Origin of the sequence: Vibrio sp. 947 (genome assembly GCF_033339115.1) — a bacterium.
GTDB classification, from domain to species: domain Bacteria; phylum Pseudomonadota; class Gammaproteobacteria; order Enterobacterales; family Vibrionaceae; genus Vibrio; species Vibrio alginolyticus.
The window spans coordinates 1-19,071 of the sequence record NZ_JAWOTX010000006.1; the positions used below are offsets into that span (position 1 = coordinate 1).

22 protein-coding genes are annotated in these 19,071 nt (G+C 43.8%); 17 read left to right on the forward strand and 5 right to left on the reverse strand.

From position 1 onward, the window contains the following. Positions 1-348 precede the first annotated feature (348 nt). Together R7Q39_RS09105 and R7Q39_RS09110 are read left to right on the forward strand one after the other, a co-directional pair. Positions 349-1,110, forward strand: a complete 762-nt coding sequence (locus R7Q39_RS09105; protein WP_047102845.1) for a hypothetical protein — start codon at positions 349-351, stop codon at positions 1,108-1,110. 103 nt (positions 1,111-1,213) lie between these two features. Then, positions 1,214-2,245, forward strand: coding sequence for a hypothetical protein (locus R7Q39_RS09110; protein ID WP_005393521.1), 1,032 nt, complete (start codon positions 1,214-1,216; stop codon positions 2,243-2,245). A 157-nt stretch (positions 2,246-2,402) separates the two neighbouring features. Here the strand turns inward: R7Q39_RS09110 and R7Q39_RS09115 are convergent, their stop codons facing one another. Continuing rightward, positions 2,403-2,759, reverse strand: a complete 357-nt coding sequence (locus R7Q39_RS09115) for a YibL family ribosome-associated protein (protein WP_005374274.1) — start codon at positions 2,757-2,759, stop codon at positions 2,403-2,405. 85 nt (positions 2,760-2,844) lie between these two features. Next, positions 2,845-3,840: a 2-hydroxyacid dehydrogenase gene (locus tag R7Q39_RS09120; RefSeq protein ID WP_025768075.1), complete on the reverse strand. Its 996-nt coding sequence runs from the start codon at positions 3,838-3,840 to the stop codon at positions 2,845-2,847. Positions 3,841-4,082: 242 nt separating this feature from the next. Here R7Q39_RS09120 and R7Q39_RS09125 point away from each other — a divergent pair, with 242 nt between their 5' ends. Beyond that, positions 4,083-4,565, forward strand: a complete 483-nt coding sequence (locus R7Q39_RS09125) for a L,D-transpeptidase family protein (protein WP_005374271.1) — start codon at positions 4,083-4,085, stop codon at positions 4,563-4,565. 35 nt (positions 4,566-4,600) lie between these two features. Here the strand turns inward: R7Q39_RS09125 and R7Q39_RS09130 are convergent, their stop codons facing one another. Beyond that, on the reverse strand, positions 4,601-5,311 hold the full coding sequence (locus R7Q39_RS09130; protein ID WP_017819703.1) for a glycerophosphodiester phosphodiesterase family protein: 711 nt from the start codon (positions 5,309-5,311) through the stop codon (positions 4,601-4,603). Between the two features lie 229 nt (positions 5,312-5,540). Here R7Q39_RS09130 and R7Q39_RS09135 point away from each other — a divergent pair, with 229 nt between their 5' ends. The 9 genes from R7Q39_RS09135 (at position 5,541) to R7Q39_RS09175 (ending at position 14,834) form a co-directional block, all read left to right on the forward strand. Then, positions 5,541-6,206, forward strand: coding sequence for a response regulator transcription factor (locus R7Q39_RS09135; protein WP_017635544.1), 666 nt, complete (start codon positions 5,541-5,543; stop codon positions 6,204-6,206). Next, positions 6,206-7,579, forward strand: coding sequence for a sensor histidine kinase (locus R7Q39_RS09140; RefSeq protein ID WP_025768074.1), 1,374 nt, complete (start codon positions 6,206-6,208; stop codon positions 7,577-7,579). Before R7Q39_RS09135 ends, R7Q39_RS09140 begins: the two co-directional genes overlap by 1 nt. A gap of 207 nt (positions 7,580-7,786) precedes the next feature. After that, positions 7,787-9,880: a TonB-dependent siderophore receptor gene (locus R7Q39_RS09145; protein ID WP_042523425.1), complete on the forward strand. Its 2,094-nt coding sequence runs from the start codon at positions 7,787-7,789 to the stop codon at positions 9,878-9,880. Positions 9,881-9,954: 74 nt separating this feature from the next. Then, positions 9,955-10,722, forward strand: coding sequence for a DUF3450 domain-containing protein (locus R7Q39_RS09150; protein WP_318076012.1), 768 nt, complete (start codon positions 9,955-9,957; stop codon positions 10,720-10,722). Then, the gene (locus tag R7Q39_RS09155) at positions 10,723-12,090 is read left to right on the forward strand and encodes a MotA/TolQ/ExbB proton channel family protein (RefSeq protein ID WP_318076013.1); all 1,368 of its coding nucleotides are present in this window, start codon (positions 10,723-10,725) and stop codon (positions 12,088-12,090) included. Continuing rightward, on the forward strand, positions 12,090-12,644 hold the full coding sequence (locus R7Q39_RS09160; protein WP_017635540.1) for a MotA/TolQ/ExbB proton channel family protein: 555 nt from the start codon (positions 12,090-12,092) through the stop codon (positions 12,642-12,644). Before R7Q39_RS09155 ends, R7Q39_RS09160 begins: the two co-directional genes overlap by 1 nt. After that, a complete protein-coding gene (locus R7Q39_RS09165; protein WP_005374257.1) occupies positions 12,641-13,045 on the forward strand; it encodes an ExbD/TolR family protein in 405 nt (134 codons plus the stop codon). The genes R7Q39_RS09160 and R7Q39_RS09165 overlap by 4 nt, the downstream gene beginning before the upstream one ends. Beyond that, complete coding sequence (locus R7Q39_RS09170) at positions 13,045-13,665, forward strand: energy transducer TonB (protein WP_005374256.1); 621 nt, start codon at positions 13,045-13,047, stop codon at positions 13,663-13,665. The genes R7Q39_RS09165 and R7Q39_RS09170 overlap by 1 nt, the downstream gene beginning before the upstream one ends. After that, entirely contained in the window at positions 13,662-14,834 is a 1,173-nt protein-coding gene (locus R7Q39_RS09175) for a tetratricopeptide repeat protein (protein WP_033906228.1), read from the forward strand. The genes R7Q39_RS09170 and R7Q39_RS09175 overlap by 4 nt, the downstream gene beginning before the upstream one ends. A 68-nt stretch (positions 14,835-14,902) precedes the next feature. Here R7Q39_RS09175 and R7Q39_RS09180 read toward each other — a convergent pair whose 3' ends face one another. Together R7Q39_RS09180 and R7Q39_RS09185 are read right to left on the reverse strand one after the other, a co-directional pair. Further along, positions 14,903-15,391 (reverse strand): hypothetical protein, encoded by a 489-nt coding sequence (locus R7Q39_RS09180; RefSeq protein WP_064354474.1) that lies wholly within the window; start codon positions 15,389-15,391, stop codon positions 14,903-14,905. Further along, complete coding sequence (locus tag R7Q39_RS09185; protein ID WP_033906230.1) at positions 15,388-15,840, reverse strand: hypothetical protein; 453 nt, start codon at positions 15,838-15,840, stop codon at positions 15,388-15,390. The genes R7Q39_RS09180 and R7Q39_RS09185 overlap by 4 nt, the downstream gene beginning before the upstream one ends. 281 nt (positions 15,841-16,121) lie before the next feature. On the opposite strand from R7Q39_RS09185, the gene R7Q39_RS09190 reads away from it, so the two are divergent. From R7Q39_RS09190 to R7Q39_RS09210, 5 genes are read left to right on the forward strand one after another with little or no spacing between them, the layout of a single operon-like run. Then, positions 16,122-16,751: a PepSY-associated TM helix domain-containing protein gene (locus R7Q39_RS09190; protein ID WP_021035904.1), complete on the forward strand. Its 630-nt coding sequence runs from the start codon at positions 16,122-16,124 to the stop codon at positions 16,749-16,751. A 21-nt stretch (positions 16,752-16,772) separates the two neighbouring features. Next, positions 16,773-17,312, forward strand: a complete 540-nt coding sequence (locus tag R7Q39_RS09195; protein ID WP_033906231.1) for a DUF2271 domain-containing protein — start codon at positions 16,773-16,775, stop codon at positions 17,310-17,312. 15 nt (positions 17,313-17,327) lie between these two features. After that, a complete protein-coding gene (locus tag R7Q39_RS09200; protein WP_025768070.1) occupies positions 17,328-18,158 on the forward strand; it encodes a DUF4198 domain-containing protein in 831 nt (276 codons plus the stop codon). Between the two features lie 42 nt (positions 18,159-18,200). Then, on the forward strand, positions 18,201-18,521 hold the full coding sequence (locus R7Q39_RS09205) for a hypothetical protein (RefSeq protein WP_213910080.1): 321 nt from the start codon (positions 18,201-18,203) through the stop codon (positions 18,519-18,521). Continuing rightward, a complete protein-coding gene (locus R7Q39_RS09210) occupies positions 18,518-19,069 on the forward strand; it encodes a DUF6162 family protein (RefSeq protein ID WP_005374250.1) in 552 nt (183 codons plus the stop codon). Before R7Q39_RS09205 ends, R7Q39_RS09210 begins: the two co-directional genes overlap by 4 nt. Positions 19,070-19,071 lie beyond the last annotated feature (2 nt).

The following is a 19,071-nucleotide window of genomic DNA, read 5'->3' on the forward strand; positions in this document are numbered from 1 at the left end:
GAAAGCACCGGTCTTGAAAACCGGCATACGTTAATAGCGTATCTAGGGTTCAAATCCCTATCTCTCCGCCACTTTTAAAAAAACCGCTGTTCTTACAGCGGTTTTTTTGTATCTGCTGTTTTTTAACCGCTGTTATCGAAACTTCTAATTGATTTTTCTCTAGCTCTTTCTCCAAGTTTTTGCGTACCTACTTTGGGTTTAGTTTACGCAGTAATACCTTCAATCGAAGACATTTCCATACGTCTCATTTGGGCTTCAAATAGAGCTTTCTTAAGTCTCAACGTGGGATGCTTAAACGCATTTTGATAGAGTTCCAGTCTAAATACTGCGGATGCACTTGGAGAAAAAATGAAGCTACTTTACTGGTTAGATGAATGGCAAGCTCTTACTCAACAAGAACAAGAGATGGCTTTACCTATCTCTGGCTACGATTTACTTGATGATGTGTTTGTGAAGTATGAACTCGTCGATCTTAACAAGCCATTGTTGTTTACATTTTCTCCTTCCGGTACTGATGTGCAGGTACAAGATTTAACTCCGGATTTTTCTCCTTGGGGCTACGAGCTCGGAATACAACAACAAGTAAACATTATTGCCTTTCAACATTTAGGACAAAGTAATTGGTTCCGTAGTCGGAATTTGATTTTCTTTCTGGATCAGCTATCTGAGTTGCTTCATCCCTTCAAATGTCGTTTGGGTTATGGGCAAAGTCGAGGTGGCTTTGCAATTGGCGCGTTCGCTAACTTGCTGAAACTAGAACATCTTTTGTTGTTTTATCCTGTTAGCACTAAAAATAAAGCGTTAGTGCCTTGGGATGATCGGCCGAGTACTGAGCTTGCTCAGCAGTTTGCTTGGGAAAGCGGCTACCATGATCGAGATTTGGGCAATGCCAAAGGTTATATTATTTATGACCCATCCAATCGCATTGATCGTCTTCATGCTGAACGTTATCCAGAGCTTACCCATTTAAAAGTCGTCGGTATGGGACACGGCACTCAATCCACACAATTAGATAAATTAGAATTTTTTAATCTGGTGGCGCAGGAGTTTGTTCGCCATCAAACCTTAGATATTGACCAATTTAATAAGCAAATTCACGCTTTGTTTTAAAAGAGGACTGATATCAGAGTCCCCTGTAACCAGGGGGAGATGATCACACACTAAAAACTAGATTTTTAACACAATTGCTAGGCGCAATTTAGATGGAGGATTAATGAAGTTACTGTACTGGTTGGATGAATGGCTGGCTCTTTCTCGTGAAGAACAGCAAACCAGGCTACCGATGTCCGGGGAGGACTTACTTGATGATGTATTTGTTAAGTATGAGTTTGTCGACCGCAATAAACCGTTGTTGTTCACCTTTTCCCCTGCTGGTACGAATCTACAAGTACAGGACTTACACTCAGACTTTGCGCCTTGGGGCTATCGCTTAGCCCAGAAACAAAAAGTAAATATTATTTCATTTCAGCATCTTGGGAAAAGTAACTGGTTTCGCAGCCGTAATTTGATTTTCTTTCTAGAGCAGCTATCAACTTTACTTGAGCCTTTTGAATGTCGTTTAGGTTATGGGCTTAGCCGCGGTGGTTTTGCTATTGGTGCCTTTTCCAATCTATTAAAGTTGGATCAAGTATTGATGTTTCACCCGGTCAGCACAAAAAACAAAGTTTTGGTGCCATGGGATGATAGGCCAAGTACTGAACTAGCCCAACAATTTGATTGGGAAGGAAAGTATCACGACCTTGACCTTGGCGATGCAAAAGGCTACATCATTTATGATCCAACTAATGAAATCGACCGCCTTCACGCCAAACGCTACCCAGAGCTCACTCACTTAAGAGTCTTCGGGATGGGACATGGTACCCACGCGACGTATTTGAATAAATTCGGTTTTTATAAGCAAGTGGCTGTAGACTTTATACGTTATCAGAAGATAGATATAGCGCAGTTTCGTCATCAGACTAAAACGCTGCGATTAAAAGAAGATTACTATCAGTGCCTTAACAAGGCGAATGCGAGTTCACAGCATCGTTTGAACTTACTGAGTACCGCTCATAATGTGTTAATTGAAGAAAAGAAAGAACATGTGAAGGAGCATCAAGCGCAAATCGATATTCAGCCACTTGTTGATATTGCGATGAAGCATGAGCATGACAATCCGCAAGATGCAGTACAACTTTTGGAAGTGGCTCAGCAGTTAGTTCCGAATGACCCCGTTGTGGAGCACAAGTTGCAGCAACTGTCGTAGGCGAGTAATGCAGACTGGCATTTTGAATTTGGTCAGTGGCTTTTGTCGCTGGCCTTTTTAAGAGCTTATGGGTTGATATTTCGATGAAATTTAATGAAGCAGTACAAAATAAAAAGCCCAAGCAAATGCTTGGGCTCCATAAATGTTAATGCGAGTTTTAAAACTCTTTTGGCGCAAAGCCTGTCATCACATCAAGGCGAAGTTCTTTACCAACTTTTGTTAATGGGTGAACGATTACTAAGCCGCGTACGCGTTTTTTCAGTTTGCCGATGTCCGCTTGTTCTGCTTTGGTGATTTCACGAGAGAAAGGCATATCAAGTAAGCTTTTACGTTCTTTGTTCAGCTCATAGTTTTGCTTGTGCTTTAACTGGTTAAGCTTTTTGGTAAGCTGTTCTACTTCATCCGTGAACTTTGTAATCATTTCGTGATCACCACGAGAACGTGCCGCATCAAGTTTACGTTGGCATGTATCTAAACGGTTGTGCAGCTTTTGAATATCAGTTTTTATGCTCATGGTAATTTGGCTCAAATTTTAAATAGTCGAGAAGTATAGCATAGCTGAGATCACACGCTCTACTATACTTCTCGATTGTCTGGCTTTAGTTAATCAGTTCATTGCCCGATACGTTACCAGAGAAAAAGGCTTCGACGTTATCAAGCGTCACAGAGGCAATATTATTAAGTGCTTCGTGAGTCAAGAATGCTTGGTGGCCAGTAAACAGCACGTTATGACAAGCCGATAAACGGCGGAAAACATCATCTACAATGACATCGTTAGATTTATCTTGGAAGAATAAGTCTTTTTCATTGTCATACACGTCTAGGCCAAGCGCACCAATCTTACCTTGTTTCAACGCTTCTATCGCCGCTAGTGAATCTAGCAACTCGCCTCGACTGGTGTTAATGATCATTACACCATCTTTCATTTGCGCGAAGGCTTTTTCGTTCAATAAGTGATAGTTTTCTTCACTCATTGGACAATGGAGAGAGATAACATCCGCATTAGCGTAGATTTCTTCAAGCGAACAGTAACGGGCTCCTATTTCTAGTGCTAATGGATTTTCGTAGGGGTCGTAGCAAAGCAGTTCCATGCCAAGCCCTTTGAAGATACGCATCGTCGCGATACCAATCTTACCCGTACCAATAACACCAACGGTTTTTCCGAAAAAGTTAAAGCCAACAAGACCTTCTAGCGAGAAGTTGGCGTCACGTGTCCGTTGGTAGGCCTTGTGAAGACGGCGGTTTAGGCACATCATTAAACCAACCGTGTGCTCTGCCACTGCTTCTGGTGAGTAAGCTGGAACTCGAACCACTTGTAAGCCTAGTTCTTTGGCTGCTTGTTGATCAACTTTATCAAATCCCGCGCAGCGCATAGCAATAAGCTTGGTCCCGCCTAGAGAAAGCTGTTTAAGAACGGGAGCTGAAAGATCATCATTAACGAACGCACATACGACATCACTGCCGTGCGCCATCTTGGCTGTTTTTTCGGTTAGTCGGAAGTCGTGATAGTGAAATTCAAAATCGCGGTTATTTTTAATTTTATTAAAAGAGGCTTCGTCGTAGGATTTTGCACTAAAAAAAGCAATGTTAATCATGGTTCCCTCTCAAAAAGTACGGACTTTATAAATAAATATGCTTATAAAGTAATGCAACTTAGCCGCAATGAATAGAGAAATCTTCTCTTTGACTTTTGTTGTATCAAACAACAACAAGAAGTACGCCTTTCAGCGAGTGCTATCTTACGGTTCCGCATTAGATACTGTTTGCTTTACGAGCATTAACTGACTAGCATTATCGCTCTTTTCTTGTTCACTTTATTAGCTTAGGCGTTACGACAATGTCAGTAAAATGGTTCTCTATGTTCTTGTGTTGTGTGTTTGCTTCGGGCACTCACGCAGCTGTTGACCTTGTTAAAGTCGACAAGTCTAAGCGTCGAATGTATTTGATGGAACAAGGAGCAGTGCTAAAAGAATACCGAATTGCTTTAGGAGCGAACCCGCAAGGACATAAACAAGAAGAGGGAGACAATCGCACGCCAGAGGGCGAATACACTCTAGATTATGTTATAGAGGACTCTGCTTTTTATCGTTCTGTGCATATCAGTTACCCTGATGCGATTGATACGTTGGAAGCGAAGCGCCGAGGTGTGTCCCCTGGAGGGAACATCAAAATTCATGGCTTAAAAAACGGTGAGAGTCAGTTGCCGATTTACATCCAAAGTTTTGATTGGACTAATGGGTGTATTGCGATTACCAACGAGGAGATGGACGAATTTATCCAGCTTGTCGAGATGGGGACACCAATTCAGATTGAGTGGTAATAAAAGGTCCCCTTTAATGTTCTGGCTCTTATAGGCTATGGCATAAAGCGCTGTGGATGATCACTAAAAATACCGTCTAATTGAGGTAGGTATTTCAGTTTATTTGGATTGTTCACCGTATAGCACATCACTTTGTAACCGGCTTGTTGGAGTTTGTTTATCTGGCGAGTACGAACCCAGTTAATATTTAGGTTGCAGCTATAGGCACTAACTTCTTCCAAAAGGCGTTTATCTTTTCTCGTAAAGAATTCACTTAACACACCCAATCGGTAGCCACTGCAGTATTTGTGCATCGCTCTAATGACGTCATGACTAAAGCTCGATAGGAGTACATTCTCTTGCGGCATTGGACTTTTTGTTAACGCATTGGCGAGAGTCTGCGCCACTTCTTCCGCTGGATGGTTGTCTACTTTAACTTCGATATTCAAGTTAAGCTTATTCTCAGTAGCTAAAGTGAGCAGTTCATCTAGTGTCACGATCTTCTCGCCTGAAAAGTCTGTGCTAAACCAACTACCGAAATCTAATGCTTTTAAGTCTTCCAGGGTGAGCTCATCAACACGCCCTTGTCCATTGCTGCATCGATTGACGGTATGATCATGGCAAACCACTAAAACATTATCTTTGGTAGGCTGTATATCCACTTCCACCCACTTCAACCCCAGGTCAATGGCTGCCTGAATGCTTATTTTTGTATTCTCAGGGTATGAACCTGCCACGCCACGGTGACCAATTAATAACGTTTCCATTCGCTTTATCTTTTGCTTTGCGGTTGCCAGATTGTACTCGTTTTTTCTATGAAGATATATCTAGGTGCATATTGTTAGGAACCTTTAGTAAAAGTGAACATTAAACTCTAATGGCACGTTGCTGCTTCTTGGACTGAGTCCTGTGGACTTAAAGCATTAGAGTGTTAGTTGTTTAATTGGTAAATGAGTAATAAAATGCGAACCATTTTTATTTGAATGGTGAGTGGTAATGTCACGAGTTTTGATAGTCGATGATGACGTTCCTTTGTGTGAGCTGTTAGAAGCGGTTTTGCAAGAGGAGGGCTACATCGTCTCTTCTGTACATTGCGGTGAAAGTGCGCTGCAATATATGGAAAAAACGCCTGTAGATCTTGTATTGCTTGATGTCATGTTACCAAACCTTAACGGTATGCAAGTTGCTCGTAGGATCTGTCAGCGCTTCGCGACACCTATCCTAATGCTTACCGCTCTCAACGATGAAAACTCGATGCTTGATGGTTACCAAGCGGGGGCCGATCAGTATATCGGAAAGCCCTTTAATGTCGCTGAGCTTCTAATGCGCATCAAAGCGATTCTTCGTCGTGTTGGCTTGGAACGTCAACGTCAGACGATGTGTAGTACCGTTCAAACGATCAGTGACCAGCTTAATAGCTTACCCCTCACAAGTACGGAAGCTGAACTATTGAGCTACTTGGTAAAAAACCAAGGAGTCGTGATTTCAAAAGCAGAGCTTCAAACTGAAGTGTTAAAGAAAGAGCTGAGTCCTTTTGATCGCAACCTTGATATGCACATCAGTAACATACGTCGCAAGTTAGTTGAAGCGGGGCTTTCCAAGCAACATATCAAAACCTTCCGTGGCAAAGGTTACAGTTATTTAGAGGCTGTAAACTGTTAATGAAGCTCCGGTGTCCACCTTTTATTGCAAAACGTAAAGACAGCTTAGCGTTCAAGTTATTTAGTTGCATGACCGCAATTGTCATTAGCATTTTGGTCGTGCAATCCTTAGCGGAACAAGCTCTGGTGAAAGCCATGTTGAAAGTGCCCGATAGTGTGCGAGAAGAAATGCTAGACCTTGCACATCAAGCTAACGTATTGATTGAGCACGGAGACATGGACGAACTTGCTGACTGGGCAAATGCGCAAAACTTTTATTTATTTGTGTTGAATGAACATCAGCAACCAGTTACGCACCGTCTGATGCATCCGCACTTCGAGTTCAAACTTCAATTTAAGAGAAGCATCGATGATCAACTTGAGGGGAAAGTGAATCGCCCCATCATCAATATTCCTTTAGTTCATGGCAATACTTTAGTGATTCAGTTGCCACATCGACTGCACCCTGCAAATGACTTCATTCTGTATTTCTCTATTCTCAAAGTCGTGATTGCAGTGGTTATTTTGGCGCTCTTTTCGCTGCTAATGGCACGTAACTTACAGCAACCATTGGATCGATTGAGAGAAGCAAGCAAAAAGCTATCTAATGGCGATTTTAATGTTAGTGTCGTGAAAGAGCTGAAGTCGAGCACGCGTGAGTTTAACGAGTTAGCGCAAGATTTCGATCACATGACGCAACAGATTCATTCTCTCGCTGAAAAGCAGCGACTGCTTATAAGAGATGTCTCTCACGAATTGAGAACGCCGTTAGCGAGGCAGAACTTGGTTCTGCATCTTTTGCGAAAGCGTGTTGGAGAAAGTGAGCAAAGCCTAGTGACAAGGCTAGAAGATGAAGCAAAAGAGCTGAACCATTTGATCAGCGATATATTGGAGTTCAGTCGCTTGGAAAATGCGCGCTTCGACAAAGCCACGAAACGCTGTGATTTAGAAGTTTTGCTCTCCCCGCAAGTAGAGCGTTGCAAAATAGATTTGAAGTCAGAACAGACGTTGTCTTTCCGCTCAGAAGCTGTATGTGCTAAAGCTTTTTGTGAAGAAACGCTCGTCATTCGTTGTTTGAACAATCTTATTGGTAATGCCATTAAATATTCAGGACAAGCAGCTCAGATAGAAGTTTCTCTGGAAAATTATGTCAAAGAAGGGCAGCAGTTCACCACCATGTCAGTATCTGATGATGGGCCTGGTATTCCAGAGAACAAGCTGGTCGATATTTTTGATCCGTTTACACGCTTAGATGCTTCTAGAGATAAAAAGCTTGGTGGCTACGGTTTAGGTCTTGCGATTGTCAAAGAATCCATGCGTATTATGGGTGGAGCAGTTACGGCGAAAAACCGTGAGCAAGGTGGTCTGAGGGTTACTTTAGTGTTCAAGCAATAAGTATGATTAAGTCGTAATTTTTGTGACTAAAGTCACATTATAATAGCGCATCATCAGAGAGTACTTTACAAAAGTTTGCAAATGCAAAGAATGTAAATTTAATGCAAATGGTAATACTTATCACTTATATTCACCCGCGAAATAATTAAGAGGGAATCGCATTCAACAAGTATGTGACCCGAAAAATAATAATCGGAGTGAAAGGATATGTTTACTAAGAGCCATTTGGCGTTAGTGATCGGTGCAGTGTTAGCAACACCTGCAGTGGCGGAAGTTCAAACAGACGAACATGTAGTTGTAGAAGGTCGAGAGTTCGGCTACAAGGCAGATACAAACAGTACAGCAATGCGCATGGAAATGACGCAGCTGGAAACGCCGGGACAAGTAGCGGTTATCGATGAAACGGTAATTGATGAGCAGCGTGCAAGTACACTTGGTGAAGTGCTACGTAACGATGCAAGTGTTAGCGCGGGTGGTACAAGCCGTAACCGCGAACGTTTCTCTCTACGTGGTTTTGAACTTAGCAGTTCAGACGGTTTTCTTCGTGATGGTCGTCAACACTGGTCACACTACCGTCAGCCAATTGAGCTTTTAGAGCGTGTTGAAGTGCTTAAAGGTCCATCAGGTCTGCTATACGGTAAATCTGAGCCGGGTGGTTTGGTAAACATGGTTTCGAAAAAACCAACAACTCAAACACAAGCAAGTTTGAGTCAAGATCTAGGTTCGAATGATCACTCACGCACTGTGCTTGATGTGAGTGGCGCGCTAAATGATGCAGAGACACTGCGTGCGCGCGCAATTTTTGCCAAAGAAAGCTACGGCTCTTGGCGCAGATACGGCGATGGTACAGAGCCAGAAACGGATCGTACGGTAGCGGGCCTAGTGGTTGAGTACGACATCACCGACAACTTTATGGTGTCAGCGCATTACGATCGCACGAAAGACGATGGTAGCGTAGACTCTGGCGCATACATTGTTGATGGCAAAGCGGTTCGCGGTGATAAGTACATTTGGGATGCGCAGTGGTCTGAAATTGATAACGAAGTAGAAAACTACGGTGTCGATATTAATGCGCAAGTCACGGATAACGTGAACGTAAAAGCAGGTTACAACCGCCAAGACTTTAAGCGTTTTGATGTAGAGTCTTACCCTAAGTTTGATCAGTATGAAGAGTTAAATACGATTAAGCATCGAGGCAACGATCGCTCCGATAATTGGGTATTTGATACTGCATATATAGATGTGACGACGGACTTTACTTTGTTCGGTACGGAAAACACGTTGTTAGTGGGCGCTAACTACTTGGATTACAGTTATGATCGCTTTATGGCATTTCATAATGAGGCGAGTATTGCGCCAGGAGAAACGGTGCCTAAGCCTAGCTATAGTAGTTCGAGGAAATCACCAACAGCTGAGTACGATACTTGGGGTATCTACGCGCAAAATATGATGACGATTAATGATTACTGGCAAGTGCTTGCAGGTGTTCGTTATGACGAAAAGCGCGATGATGAACTGACCGAAAACCAAGTTTCTCCAAAGTTAGGTGTGATATTCCACCCATCGACGAATGGCTCGGTTTACGTTCAGTATTCTGAAAGCTTCATGCCTCAAGGTGAAGTCAGCAACGGTAGTCGTACCTACATCAATGAAGGTGAGAAACTCGACGCTGAGCGTGGTATCTCTTATGAAATCGGTACGAAGTGGGAACTGTTTGATCAGCGTTTATTTGTATCTGGTGCTGTGTTTGATATCACGTTAGAGAACATCTCGCTGGATGTTGAAAGCGGCAAAGACGCGGGCGGCAATCTCCTACACAAGAAAACGCAAGGTGGTGAGCAAGTTCATAAAGGCGCTGAGTTAATGGCTCAAGGTTTTGTGACCCCAGAGTTGTCGCTAACCGCTTCTGCAATGTATTTGGATGCAGAGCTTAAGAAGGCAGAAAGATATGAAGGTAACCGCCCTGTAGACGTGCCAGAGTTCTCGGCAAGTCTATGGTCTAGCTACAAGGTTCAAGACAACACTAACTTAAACCTTGGTTTGATTTATGAAGGTGATCGCTACGGTGATGCAAAGAACACCTTCAAGAAAGATGGCTACGCTCGCGTTGATATGGGCGTGTCATACAAACATAAGTACGATGAAAACTTGGATATCATTGCTCGATTCAATGTCGAGAATTTATTCGATACCGACTACTTCGCAGGTGGTGGTAGCACGAATGGCGAGCAAAAAGGTGCGAGTGGGGTTGTGGTTGGAGAAAGCCGCAACTACATGGCAACAATCCAGTTCAAGTACTGATAACAATTTGATTATTAAAGGGGAAGGGTAGTCTTCCCCTTTGGTCGTTTTTGGAACACAGAAATATAACTCGTATGAATCTAATGAAATCAAGTATCGCTCTGTTGATATCATCGGTTTTGATTCCCGTTCACGCGGCGAACTTAAACGATGCACAAGCTGTGCAGAGTAAAACAAACCAGTCGTCGGCGGTAAGCCAAAAACGTATTGATGCAAGCGCAGAAAAATCACTTACTCTAGAAGCTGAAATTGAGCAGCTGCAAGAGGAAGTCGGTAACTTGAAGATTTATCGCGATCATCTTGCAAGCCTTGTTGAGAGCCAAAATCAAGAAGTTGATAGCTTGAACGAGCAAATTGAGCAGATTGCTCAAACTCGTCAAGGTGTCGTGCCTTTGATGTATCACATGCTTGAAGGCTTAAAAGCGCTCGTTGCTAACGACAAACCTATACGCAAAGCGCAACGTGAGGAACGAATTGCAAAGCTGGATTCCATGATGACGCGTGCAGACGTTGCGGATGCAGAGAAGTTTCGTCGTATTTTAGAAGCGTACCAAATTGAAATGGATTACGGCACCAAGCTTGGCGTTTACCAAGGCAAGATTAACCTGGGTGACAATGAAGCTGTGGAGGCGGACATTCTCTATTTAGGGCGTTTGTCTTTGGTAGCACGTAGCTTATCTGGTGAGACATTCTGGAGCTGGTCACAGCAACAACAAGCATGGCAACAAGTGGGTTCTGAGCAAAAATCAGAGCTAGATAAAGCGTTCGCTATGGCGAATAAACAGATCGCGCCGAGTATGTTAACTCTGCCAGTGTCGTTAACCGCTGCGGAGGGCAAATAAATGATGAAAAAATGGTTATCGGTTGCACTAATCTCGACAGCCGCATTAATGCCTCATACAACTGTTGCTAGTGATGCGTTGTTACAAAAGGCGCAGCAAGAAAATCGTCAACAGCAATCGCACAATGTCGCGCGTGAATCAGGTTTTAAGCAAACAGAGCAAGAGCTACAGGCTATAAAGAATAAATTGGTGGCAGAGCGGGCTGCTCTTCAAGCAGAAGCGGACTCATTAAGTGTTACCTTCGGTGAAAATGAAGCAGAACTGGCACAGCTAGAAGAAAAGTTGCGTCTAGAAACCGGGAGCCTAGGTGAGTTATTTGGCGTCGTTCGCCAGAACGCAAAAGAGCTAGAGTCTGAGCTAAAAAGCTCAGTAACCGGTGTAGATGCAAACTCATATCAGAAAGATATCGATGCTATTGTTGCGGCTAAATCACTGCCAACGTTGACCCAACTTCAGGCGATGTGGCGCAGCATGGAAGAGCAAATCAAAGCAAGCGGTGAAATGGCAAACGTCTCTTTCACACTGCTAAATGGCGAAGGTAGTGAACAAACGGTTAATGGTGTTCGTCTTGGTTCTATGGCGCTGCTGGATGAGACTGGCTACGTTAAGTGGAATGGTCAACGCGGAGACGCGGTAAACTATCTTCGTCAGCCTGAGAACGGTCCAACAGCGAATACTATTTCCTCTGGTGACATTGATGCACTTGTCATTGATCCGTCACGTGGCATTCTTCTTGAACAGCTTGCAAACTCACCGACTTTGGCTGATCGCCTAAATGCGGGTGGCGTTGTCGGCAAAATCATCCTTGGCTTATTGGCTATCGGCCTATTGATTGCGCTCGTACGTGGTGCATCACTGATGATTTCGCGTCAGAAAATCATGAAGCAACTGAAAACCCCAGCGCAGCCAGGAAACAACCCTTTGGGTCGCGTGCTTGCGGTATACCAGAAAGACAAGCATCGCAGCGTAGAAGCGTTAGAACTACGTCTTTTGGAAGCCGTTGTTGATGAGCAAACCCACCTAGAAAAAGGGTTGTCGATGCTTAAGCTTCTTGCTGCTCTAGCTCCTATGCTTGGCCTACTAGGCACGGTAACGGGTATGATCGAAACCTTCCAAGTCATCACTCAATTTGGTAATGGTGATCCGAAAGTAATGGCGGGTGGCATTTCGATGGCACTTGTGACTACCGTACTTGGCCTTGTTTCAGCCATGCCTTTGCTATTAGCGCACAACGTATTGAGCTCTCAAGCAGAAAATATTCGCAGTATCTTAGAAAAACAAGGCATCGGTTTAGTTGCAGAACAAGCTGAGCGTGATATGCCGAGTAACAAAAGCCATTCTAACACCTTAGCGGAGAACGCAGCGTAATGGAGCAGATCCTACTCAGCACATTGGGTTTGATCAGTGAGGATTGGGCCACAACCTTGATGAGCTTTATGCAGCAAGGTGGTCAAATCCTATGGTGGTTGGCCGCCGTCGTGGCGGTGTGCTGGCTGTTGGTTATGGAGCGAGTTATTTATCTCACAACGGTTTTCCCTGGGGTAAAAAAACAGCTTTGTGAGCAGTGGCAAGCAAGATCAGAGCACCACTCTTGGTACGCGCATCAAATCCGTGAAGGATGGATTGCAAAAGCGCAAATCGAACTGCGCCAAAACCTATCGACTATTAAGCTACTTGTGGCGGTTTGCCCAATGCTAGGGTTGTTAGGGACGGTGACAGGCATGATTACGGTGTTTGACGTAATGGCATCGCAAGGCAGCAGCAATCCGAAATTGATGGCTTCTGGTATCTCACTTGCTACGCTGCCAACCATGGCAGGTATGGTAGCAGCGCTTGCGGGCATGTTTATTCATGCTCGCCTTAGCAAAGTGTGTGAACGAAAAGCTATCCAGTTAGAACAATCTTTAAGGAGTCAAAAGTGAGACTCGGACGCAGACCTAACCAACAAGATGAAGCTCAAGTCGATTTAACCTCGATGCTTGATATCGTCTTCATCATGTTGATCTTCTTCATTGTGACCAGTTCGTTTGTACGTGAATCCGGTGTAGAAGTGAATCGCCCTCAGGCTTCTAATGTAGTAAGCCAAAAAGACGCGGGTATTTTTATTGCAGTAACGGCAGCGAATGATGTGTACATCGACAAACGAGTGGTTGATATTGAGCGTGTTGAGGCCTCTATTGAGCACCTGTTACTTGATCAGCCTGATGCCTCGTTAGTTATCCAAGCTGACGAGCATGCTTACAATGGCACTGTCGTGAAAGTGATGGACGCTGCAAAGGCGGCGGGTGTGAAGAACATTGCATTGGCGGCGGAGAAACCTTAATGGGCAGGCTGTTACTTGCACTACCAGCATCACTGTTAATTTCTGTGAGCTTGTTTAGCTTTATGGCGTGGATGGTTGATAAAGGCAACCAGCGTGCACCAGAAGCTTCAGAAGCCGTTCGTTTTGATATGGTGATGGTAGAGAATGAAGCAGACGTGCAGCGTCGTCAACGTTCAGTGCCGGAGCAACCAGAACCACCTCAAGCGCCGGAGCCAATGGATCTGTCTCAAGCTGACACTCAAATGGAACCAATGAGTCAGATGACGCCAGTCAGTGCTTTAGGTTTAAACACAGCCCTTGAAGGCATCGCGATTAGCGCCCCAAACTTGAAGGGAACAATGGGCAACCAGCAAGCACTGCCGTTGTATCGTGTTGATCCTCGCTATCCAAGTAAGGCGCTGAAACGTAGAGTGGAAGGTTATGTCATTATGCGTTTCACGATCGATGCAACTGGACGACCAAAAGATATTGAAGTGATCGAGGCTGAGCCCGAGCGCATGTTTGAAAGGGAAGCAATCCGTGCGCTTAAAAAATGGAAGTATCAGCCAAAAGTTGAGGATGGTGTGTCAATTGAGCAGTTCGGACAAACCGCTAAAGTGGAGTTCAAGTTAGCCAAATGATGAAAAAATTCTTAATCGGTACGGTATTAAGCCTGAGTGCACTCTCAACCATTGCCAGTGAGTTAAGCCAATACACCGCAGCGAGAGTTCAACGAGCACACAACTTGGCTCAAGAGGAGAAACTAAAAGAAGCGATTTCATCTCTTGAAGCTATGGAGCTTTCTCGTGGATATGACCAAGCTTATGTCGCTCGAATGTTGGGTATTTTTTACTGGCAGAACGAGCAAACTCAAGCGGCGATTAAGCAACTTGAGTTGGCAGTCAATAGTGGTTTGCTACAAGATGAGCAAGCATGGCAAACCCGAAAAATGTTGGCTGATATACTGCTGAACGAGCAACGTTTTTCTAAGGCTTTACCTCATTACTATGCCTTGAGCAAAAACATTCCTAAAGGTCAAAAAGCGCATGAACTATGGCTGCGTATTTCCCAATCTCATTATCAACTGAGTCAGTGGCAAAAAGTGCTTTCAGCAATGGCTCGTTATGAGAAGTTTGGTCAGCCAGACAAGCTTGGCGCGTTGTCGATAAAGCTTTCTGCTGAGCTAGAACTGAAAAAGTGGAAGCCGGCAATCTCGACCATCAAACGCTTAATCGTGATTGAACCTGAACGAATTGAATGGTGGCGTCAGCTTGTTGCTCTATACCTACGGGTTGATGACAACAAACGTGCCCTAGACTCTTTGGCGTTGGCAAAACTGAAAGGGTTACAACTTAGCCAAGATGACTTAAAGCTGCTGGCACAATTGTACGCGAAACGAGGTATTCCTGAGAGAGCTGCGTTGGTGATGAACGAGCTAGAGGATGTAAACTCGAATAGTAAGCTAAAAGCTCAGCAAGCAACGTATTGGCAAATGGCAAAAGAGTGGGAAGAGTCTATTGATAGCTGGCGTATTGCAGCTCAGCTAGATAGGCAGTATTACTGGAACTATTCTCAACTGTTGGTGCAAGAAGGCCATTATAAAGATGCCATTGCCGCGCTCGATAAGGTCAGAGGTCGTAAAGCGGATGTTGCACTTATCAAAACTCGCGCTTACTACAAACTTAAGCGGTTTGACGATGCGCTCGCTAATGCCAAAAGAGCGAATGAGATTAAGCCATCGAATCAGGCAAAAAGTTGGGTTAAGTATCTATCTCAGCTACGCAAAGTAGAATCGACGCAGGACTCATAGCGAACATTTTTATTAAATACCCGAGCTCAGTCTCGGGTATTTTTTTTGTCTAAAGTCATAAAGGCTATTTACTGCATGAGTTTTTCATAAAAGGCTAACGCATCAAATGGTCGGGAGAAAAAGGGGCTTTTCTCTATATATTCTTGATGTACCTTGCTCAGTGTTTCAAACTTTTCTATAGATGTAGGTTCGATATGAAAAGTAAGGCTTTCAGTCGATTCTACAAGCTTTAATGTTGAGGTTCTTGAAGCGTTATTTTTTGCTATTAATAAGTAATATGCTAGTTCTTGTTTCTCTTTTAAGACACAAGCTTCAAAAGCTTTTTCGCTTAAAAAAGGCAGAACAGGAGTTAATGCTTCTATATGGTTCTTTGAATACTCTAGGGTTTTTTTGTCAGGCGTATTCTGTTTTGCCATAGACTCACACTGCTTTATCTTAGCACCATAATTATCAATAGATTGGCTTACATTTTTAAATAAACTGTCTTCAAATTTTGCATTTGCTAAAGCGACACTTGAGAAAAATGATAAGAGTATTATTACAGCGTTCTTGTTCATATTTTACATCCATCTGAGATCGCTTTCCAAAATCTATATTGCTTGCTATCGTGTACATGATCAAGTGCTTGGAAAGTGGCGATTTTTTCGATTTCTCTCAGCTTGATCTGATCTAAGGCACTATATGATTTGAAGTAATACTCCCAATTAGCTTGTGATATACTCCAAGCAGTTTGGCTTGCATCAGAAGAAATTCCTCTTCCTAATCCAATGCTAACATTTTTAGCGGTTTCCCATCCTGGTTTGGCGGGAATAGCAGTAATTGCTTTAGATAGGCCACTACTCGCTGTCCCCTTCAGGGAGTTTCCTCCAAAAATACTCCAAAGGTTACCCAAGCTAATAAATACTTTGGCCGATCTCTCTAATTCATGTAATTCATTTATTCTATCGATAGCTTTCAAACTCTTTTCATCAAATACAATACCGATGATCGCAGGACATTTATTCATGTTTTACACCGAAAGTAATTAGGTTAAAAAGAACATAGTAACCTACGTTTATATGAGATCTATGTCATTTTTGCGAATTGAGGAAGTGGTTTAACTTTTAGTTATTTTAATTGAGATGATTATTATCTAAAAGGTAGGCAACCTGTAACTCGCATTGGCCCAAATAGCTAAAACATGCGCAAGCCAAGCTGAATTGAAAAAGTAAACAATGTAAATTAAATGCCAATACGAATGATTATCACCTAAATTATGCCCCACATTTATTGGTGATGATTGTTTCTATGTTGCTTAAAAGCAAAGGTGTTCAAACTTGGGCTCGCCGCCTACATATCTATATTTCGATGGCTCTTCTCTTAGTTACGCTGTTTTTTGCAGTAACTGGTATTACCCTCAATCGCCCCGAATTGTTTGAACGCAGTGAACCTATCATTCAACAACATACTCTGACGGTTCCGCACTCAGTTCTATTCTCACATTCAGATACCTTTCAACCTAATCGTGAAGAACTGGTGGCTTTCTTGACTAAAGAAACCGAGCTTCGCGGCACTCCCTCCGCACTAGATGTGTATACCGAAGTTGAGCAAGGTGAGTTGTTACTCGGAGAGCTGTCTATGGATTTTAAAGGTCCAGGTTATAACGCTACGGTCTTTATTGATATGACTACTGGTGCGGCAGATGTTGAAACGACGCACTACGGTATTGTTGCGCTGCTGAACGATCTACATAAAGGGCGCAACAGTGGTGGGATTTGGAAGTGGTTTATCGACGTCACTGCGCTTTTGATGGTGTTTTTTGTTCTTACAGGCGTGTGCTTGTTACTGCCTAAGAAGAAGACGCTCAGAACGTCTATGCAATGGATGAGCTTTGGTACGTTACTGTCGCTCGTAATTTATTTTGTTGCTGTTCCATAACAGCTTTTTTAGAGAACACTTATGTTGAACACAGGAAGATTTTTCCGCCGTAATCACTTTTGTAAAGCCGCTTTGATCGCGGCTTTTGCTCCTTTCTCTCTTTCCGCGGCGCCTCTACCAGATAACGCGAAGGTCGACTTCGAACTCGAACTTCCAAAGATAGATACCTCAATGTATGCACGCCCTTATGTGGCGGTTTGGGTTGAAAACGATCAGCGTAAACCGGTTAAAACCATTCAGTTATGGGTAGGGAAAGACGAATGGTTAAAAGATCTACGCAGCTGGTGGAGAAAAGCGGGTCGTTATGATCGTGAACTTGTTGATGCGGTGACTTCTGCAACACGTCCTGCTGGTCAATACCGCTTTGTCTGGGATGGAACCAATGACGCAGGGGAGCGTTTGGAACAAGGAAATTACACGTTGTACGTCGAAGTCGTTCGTGAACACGGTGGGCGAAACTACTTACGTCAAAAAATAACGCTAGCGGACAGTGACGTGCGCTATGAGCTTAAACCAACACAAGAGACGGGTGTCATCACCGTCAATTATCAAGTTAAGTGATTAAAGGACACAACAATGAAAACCAAAATGAAAGCAGTGGCATTGGCGAGTGTAATGGCAATGGGATTGGCTGTAACCACCACCGCACAAGCACATCCACGTTGGGTTCTGCCCTCTCACTTTACGGTTTCTAAAGAAGGCGGTGACTGGCTGACATTTGATGTTACTGCCTCTCACGGAACGTTTGTTTTTGATAAGCCTGCGGGTAGTGACCAGGCGTTTGTGGTGATGCCGGATGGCCGCTCTGAGCGTCCTAACTTTGTTGTTCGTGGCAAGCGTCGCTCTATGTTTGATTTCTTTTTTACAGAAGAAGGCACGCACAAAGTTGCGATTAATAATCAGCCGAGCTACTACACACAATACAAAGCGGGCCGTCGTGATACGGTGAAATGGGCGCGAGCAAGCAAAGCTGAGCGTGGTGATGTGCTTCCCGAGCAAGCGCGTGATGTGGTTACTCAACTAAGTTACACCCGAGCAGAAAGCTACATTACGGTTGGTATGCCAACGGACAAAGCGTTGGAGATTGAAGGCAAAATGCTAGAGATGAAACCGATCACGCATCCATCGGACATCATTGAAGGTGAGCCTGTGACTTTCCAGTTTTTCTTTAACGGAGAGCCACAAGAGGGCGTTACTGCTGAGATTACACGTGAAGGGACCATGTACCGAAACCATCAAGAACAAATCGATGTGGTGAGCGATAAAGATGGCAAAGTGATTTTCACGCCAGAAGTCGCCGGGCGCTACTTAATGAAAGCGAACTACAAAGGTGAATTGAAAGATAATCCATTGGCGGATAAAGCGAGTGCCAATGTTCACCTAACGTTTGAAACTCAACTTAACTAATCGAATTAGGCTCAGCAATTGCTGGGCCATTTTGGAATTATCATGAATAACACTTCTCTTCTAAAAGCGGTTTTGCTTTTTTCTGGATTTGCGTCCTTTCACACTGCTGCACATTTTCCTCTGATGAGCTGTCACTTGGCGCAAGATAAAGTGATTTGTGAAGCGGGCTACTCGGATGGATCCACAGCGGTCGACTACGATGTCGAAATGTACGATTACGACGACAATCTGATCGCCAAAGAAAAAACAGATAAGCGTTCCATCGCAGAATTTACTCACCCTGAAACAGATTTCTATTTGGTATTTGATGCCGGACATGAAAGCCCGGTGGAAGTGGATATCGTTGAGCTGAAAGAGAAATGAGTGTACAGAAAGTTCGCCCTGATGATGGTAACCGAGAAGGAAAGTGGGTCGCACTGACAATCGCAGCAATTCTCAGTTCAGCAGCCATACTTATGCCCTACCATCAGGTCGCGACTGAAAAGCCAGACATGCAGTCTCATCAAGTGTTAATCACGGATTTACATCAAAATGAGTTGGGGTTGATCGCTGAGCTTAAGCTCGCTCATGAAGAGATTCGTGATTTGCAGTTAGATACCGGAACTTGGCCTGAGATCTCTGATATGGAGGTGCTTTGGATTGCTCCGTTCGTGAAAGACCAAAACTGGAAGCGTAAAGGTTCTCATCAGTGGCAACGAATTGATGACGGTGTCTACATTGGCGTGAAGACCAGTGCCCAAGGCTCTGCTTCCATGCTGTTGGATAGCCGCAGTTCTCAAGCTGATATTTGGTTTAATGATTCTAGCCGTTCGTTAAATGTGGAGGGACTAAGCGATCTAGCTAAACGCCACGATTTCGGGTGGAAACAAATCGTTCTGTCAGACTCTTCCTCTCATTCTCACGCCCATTAAGA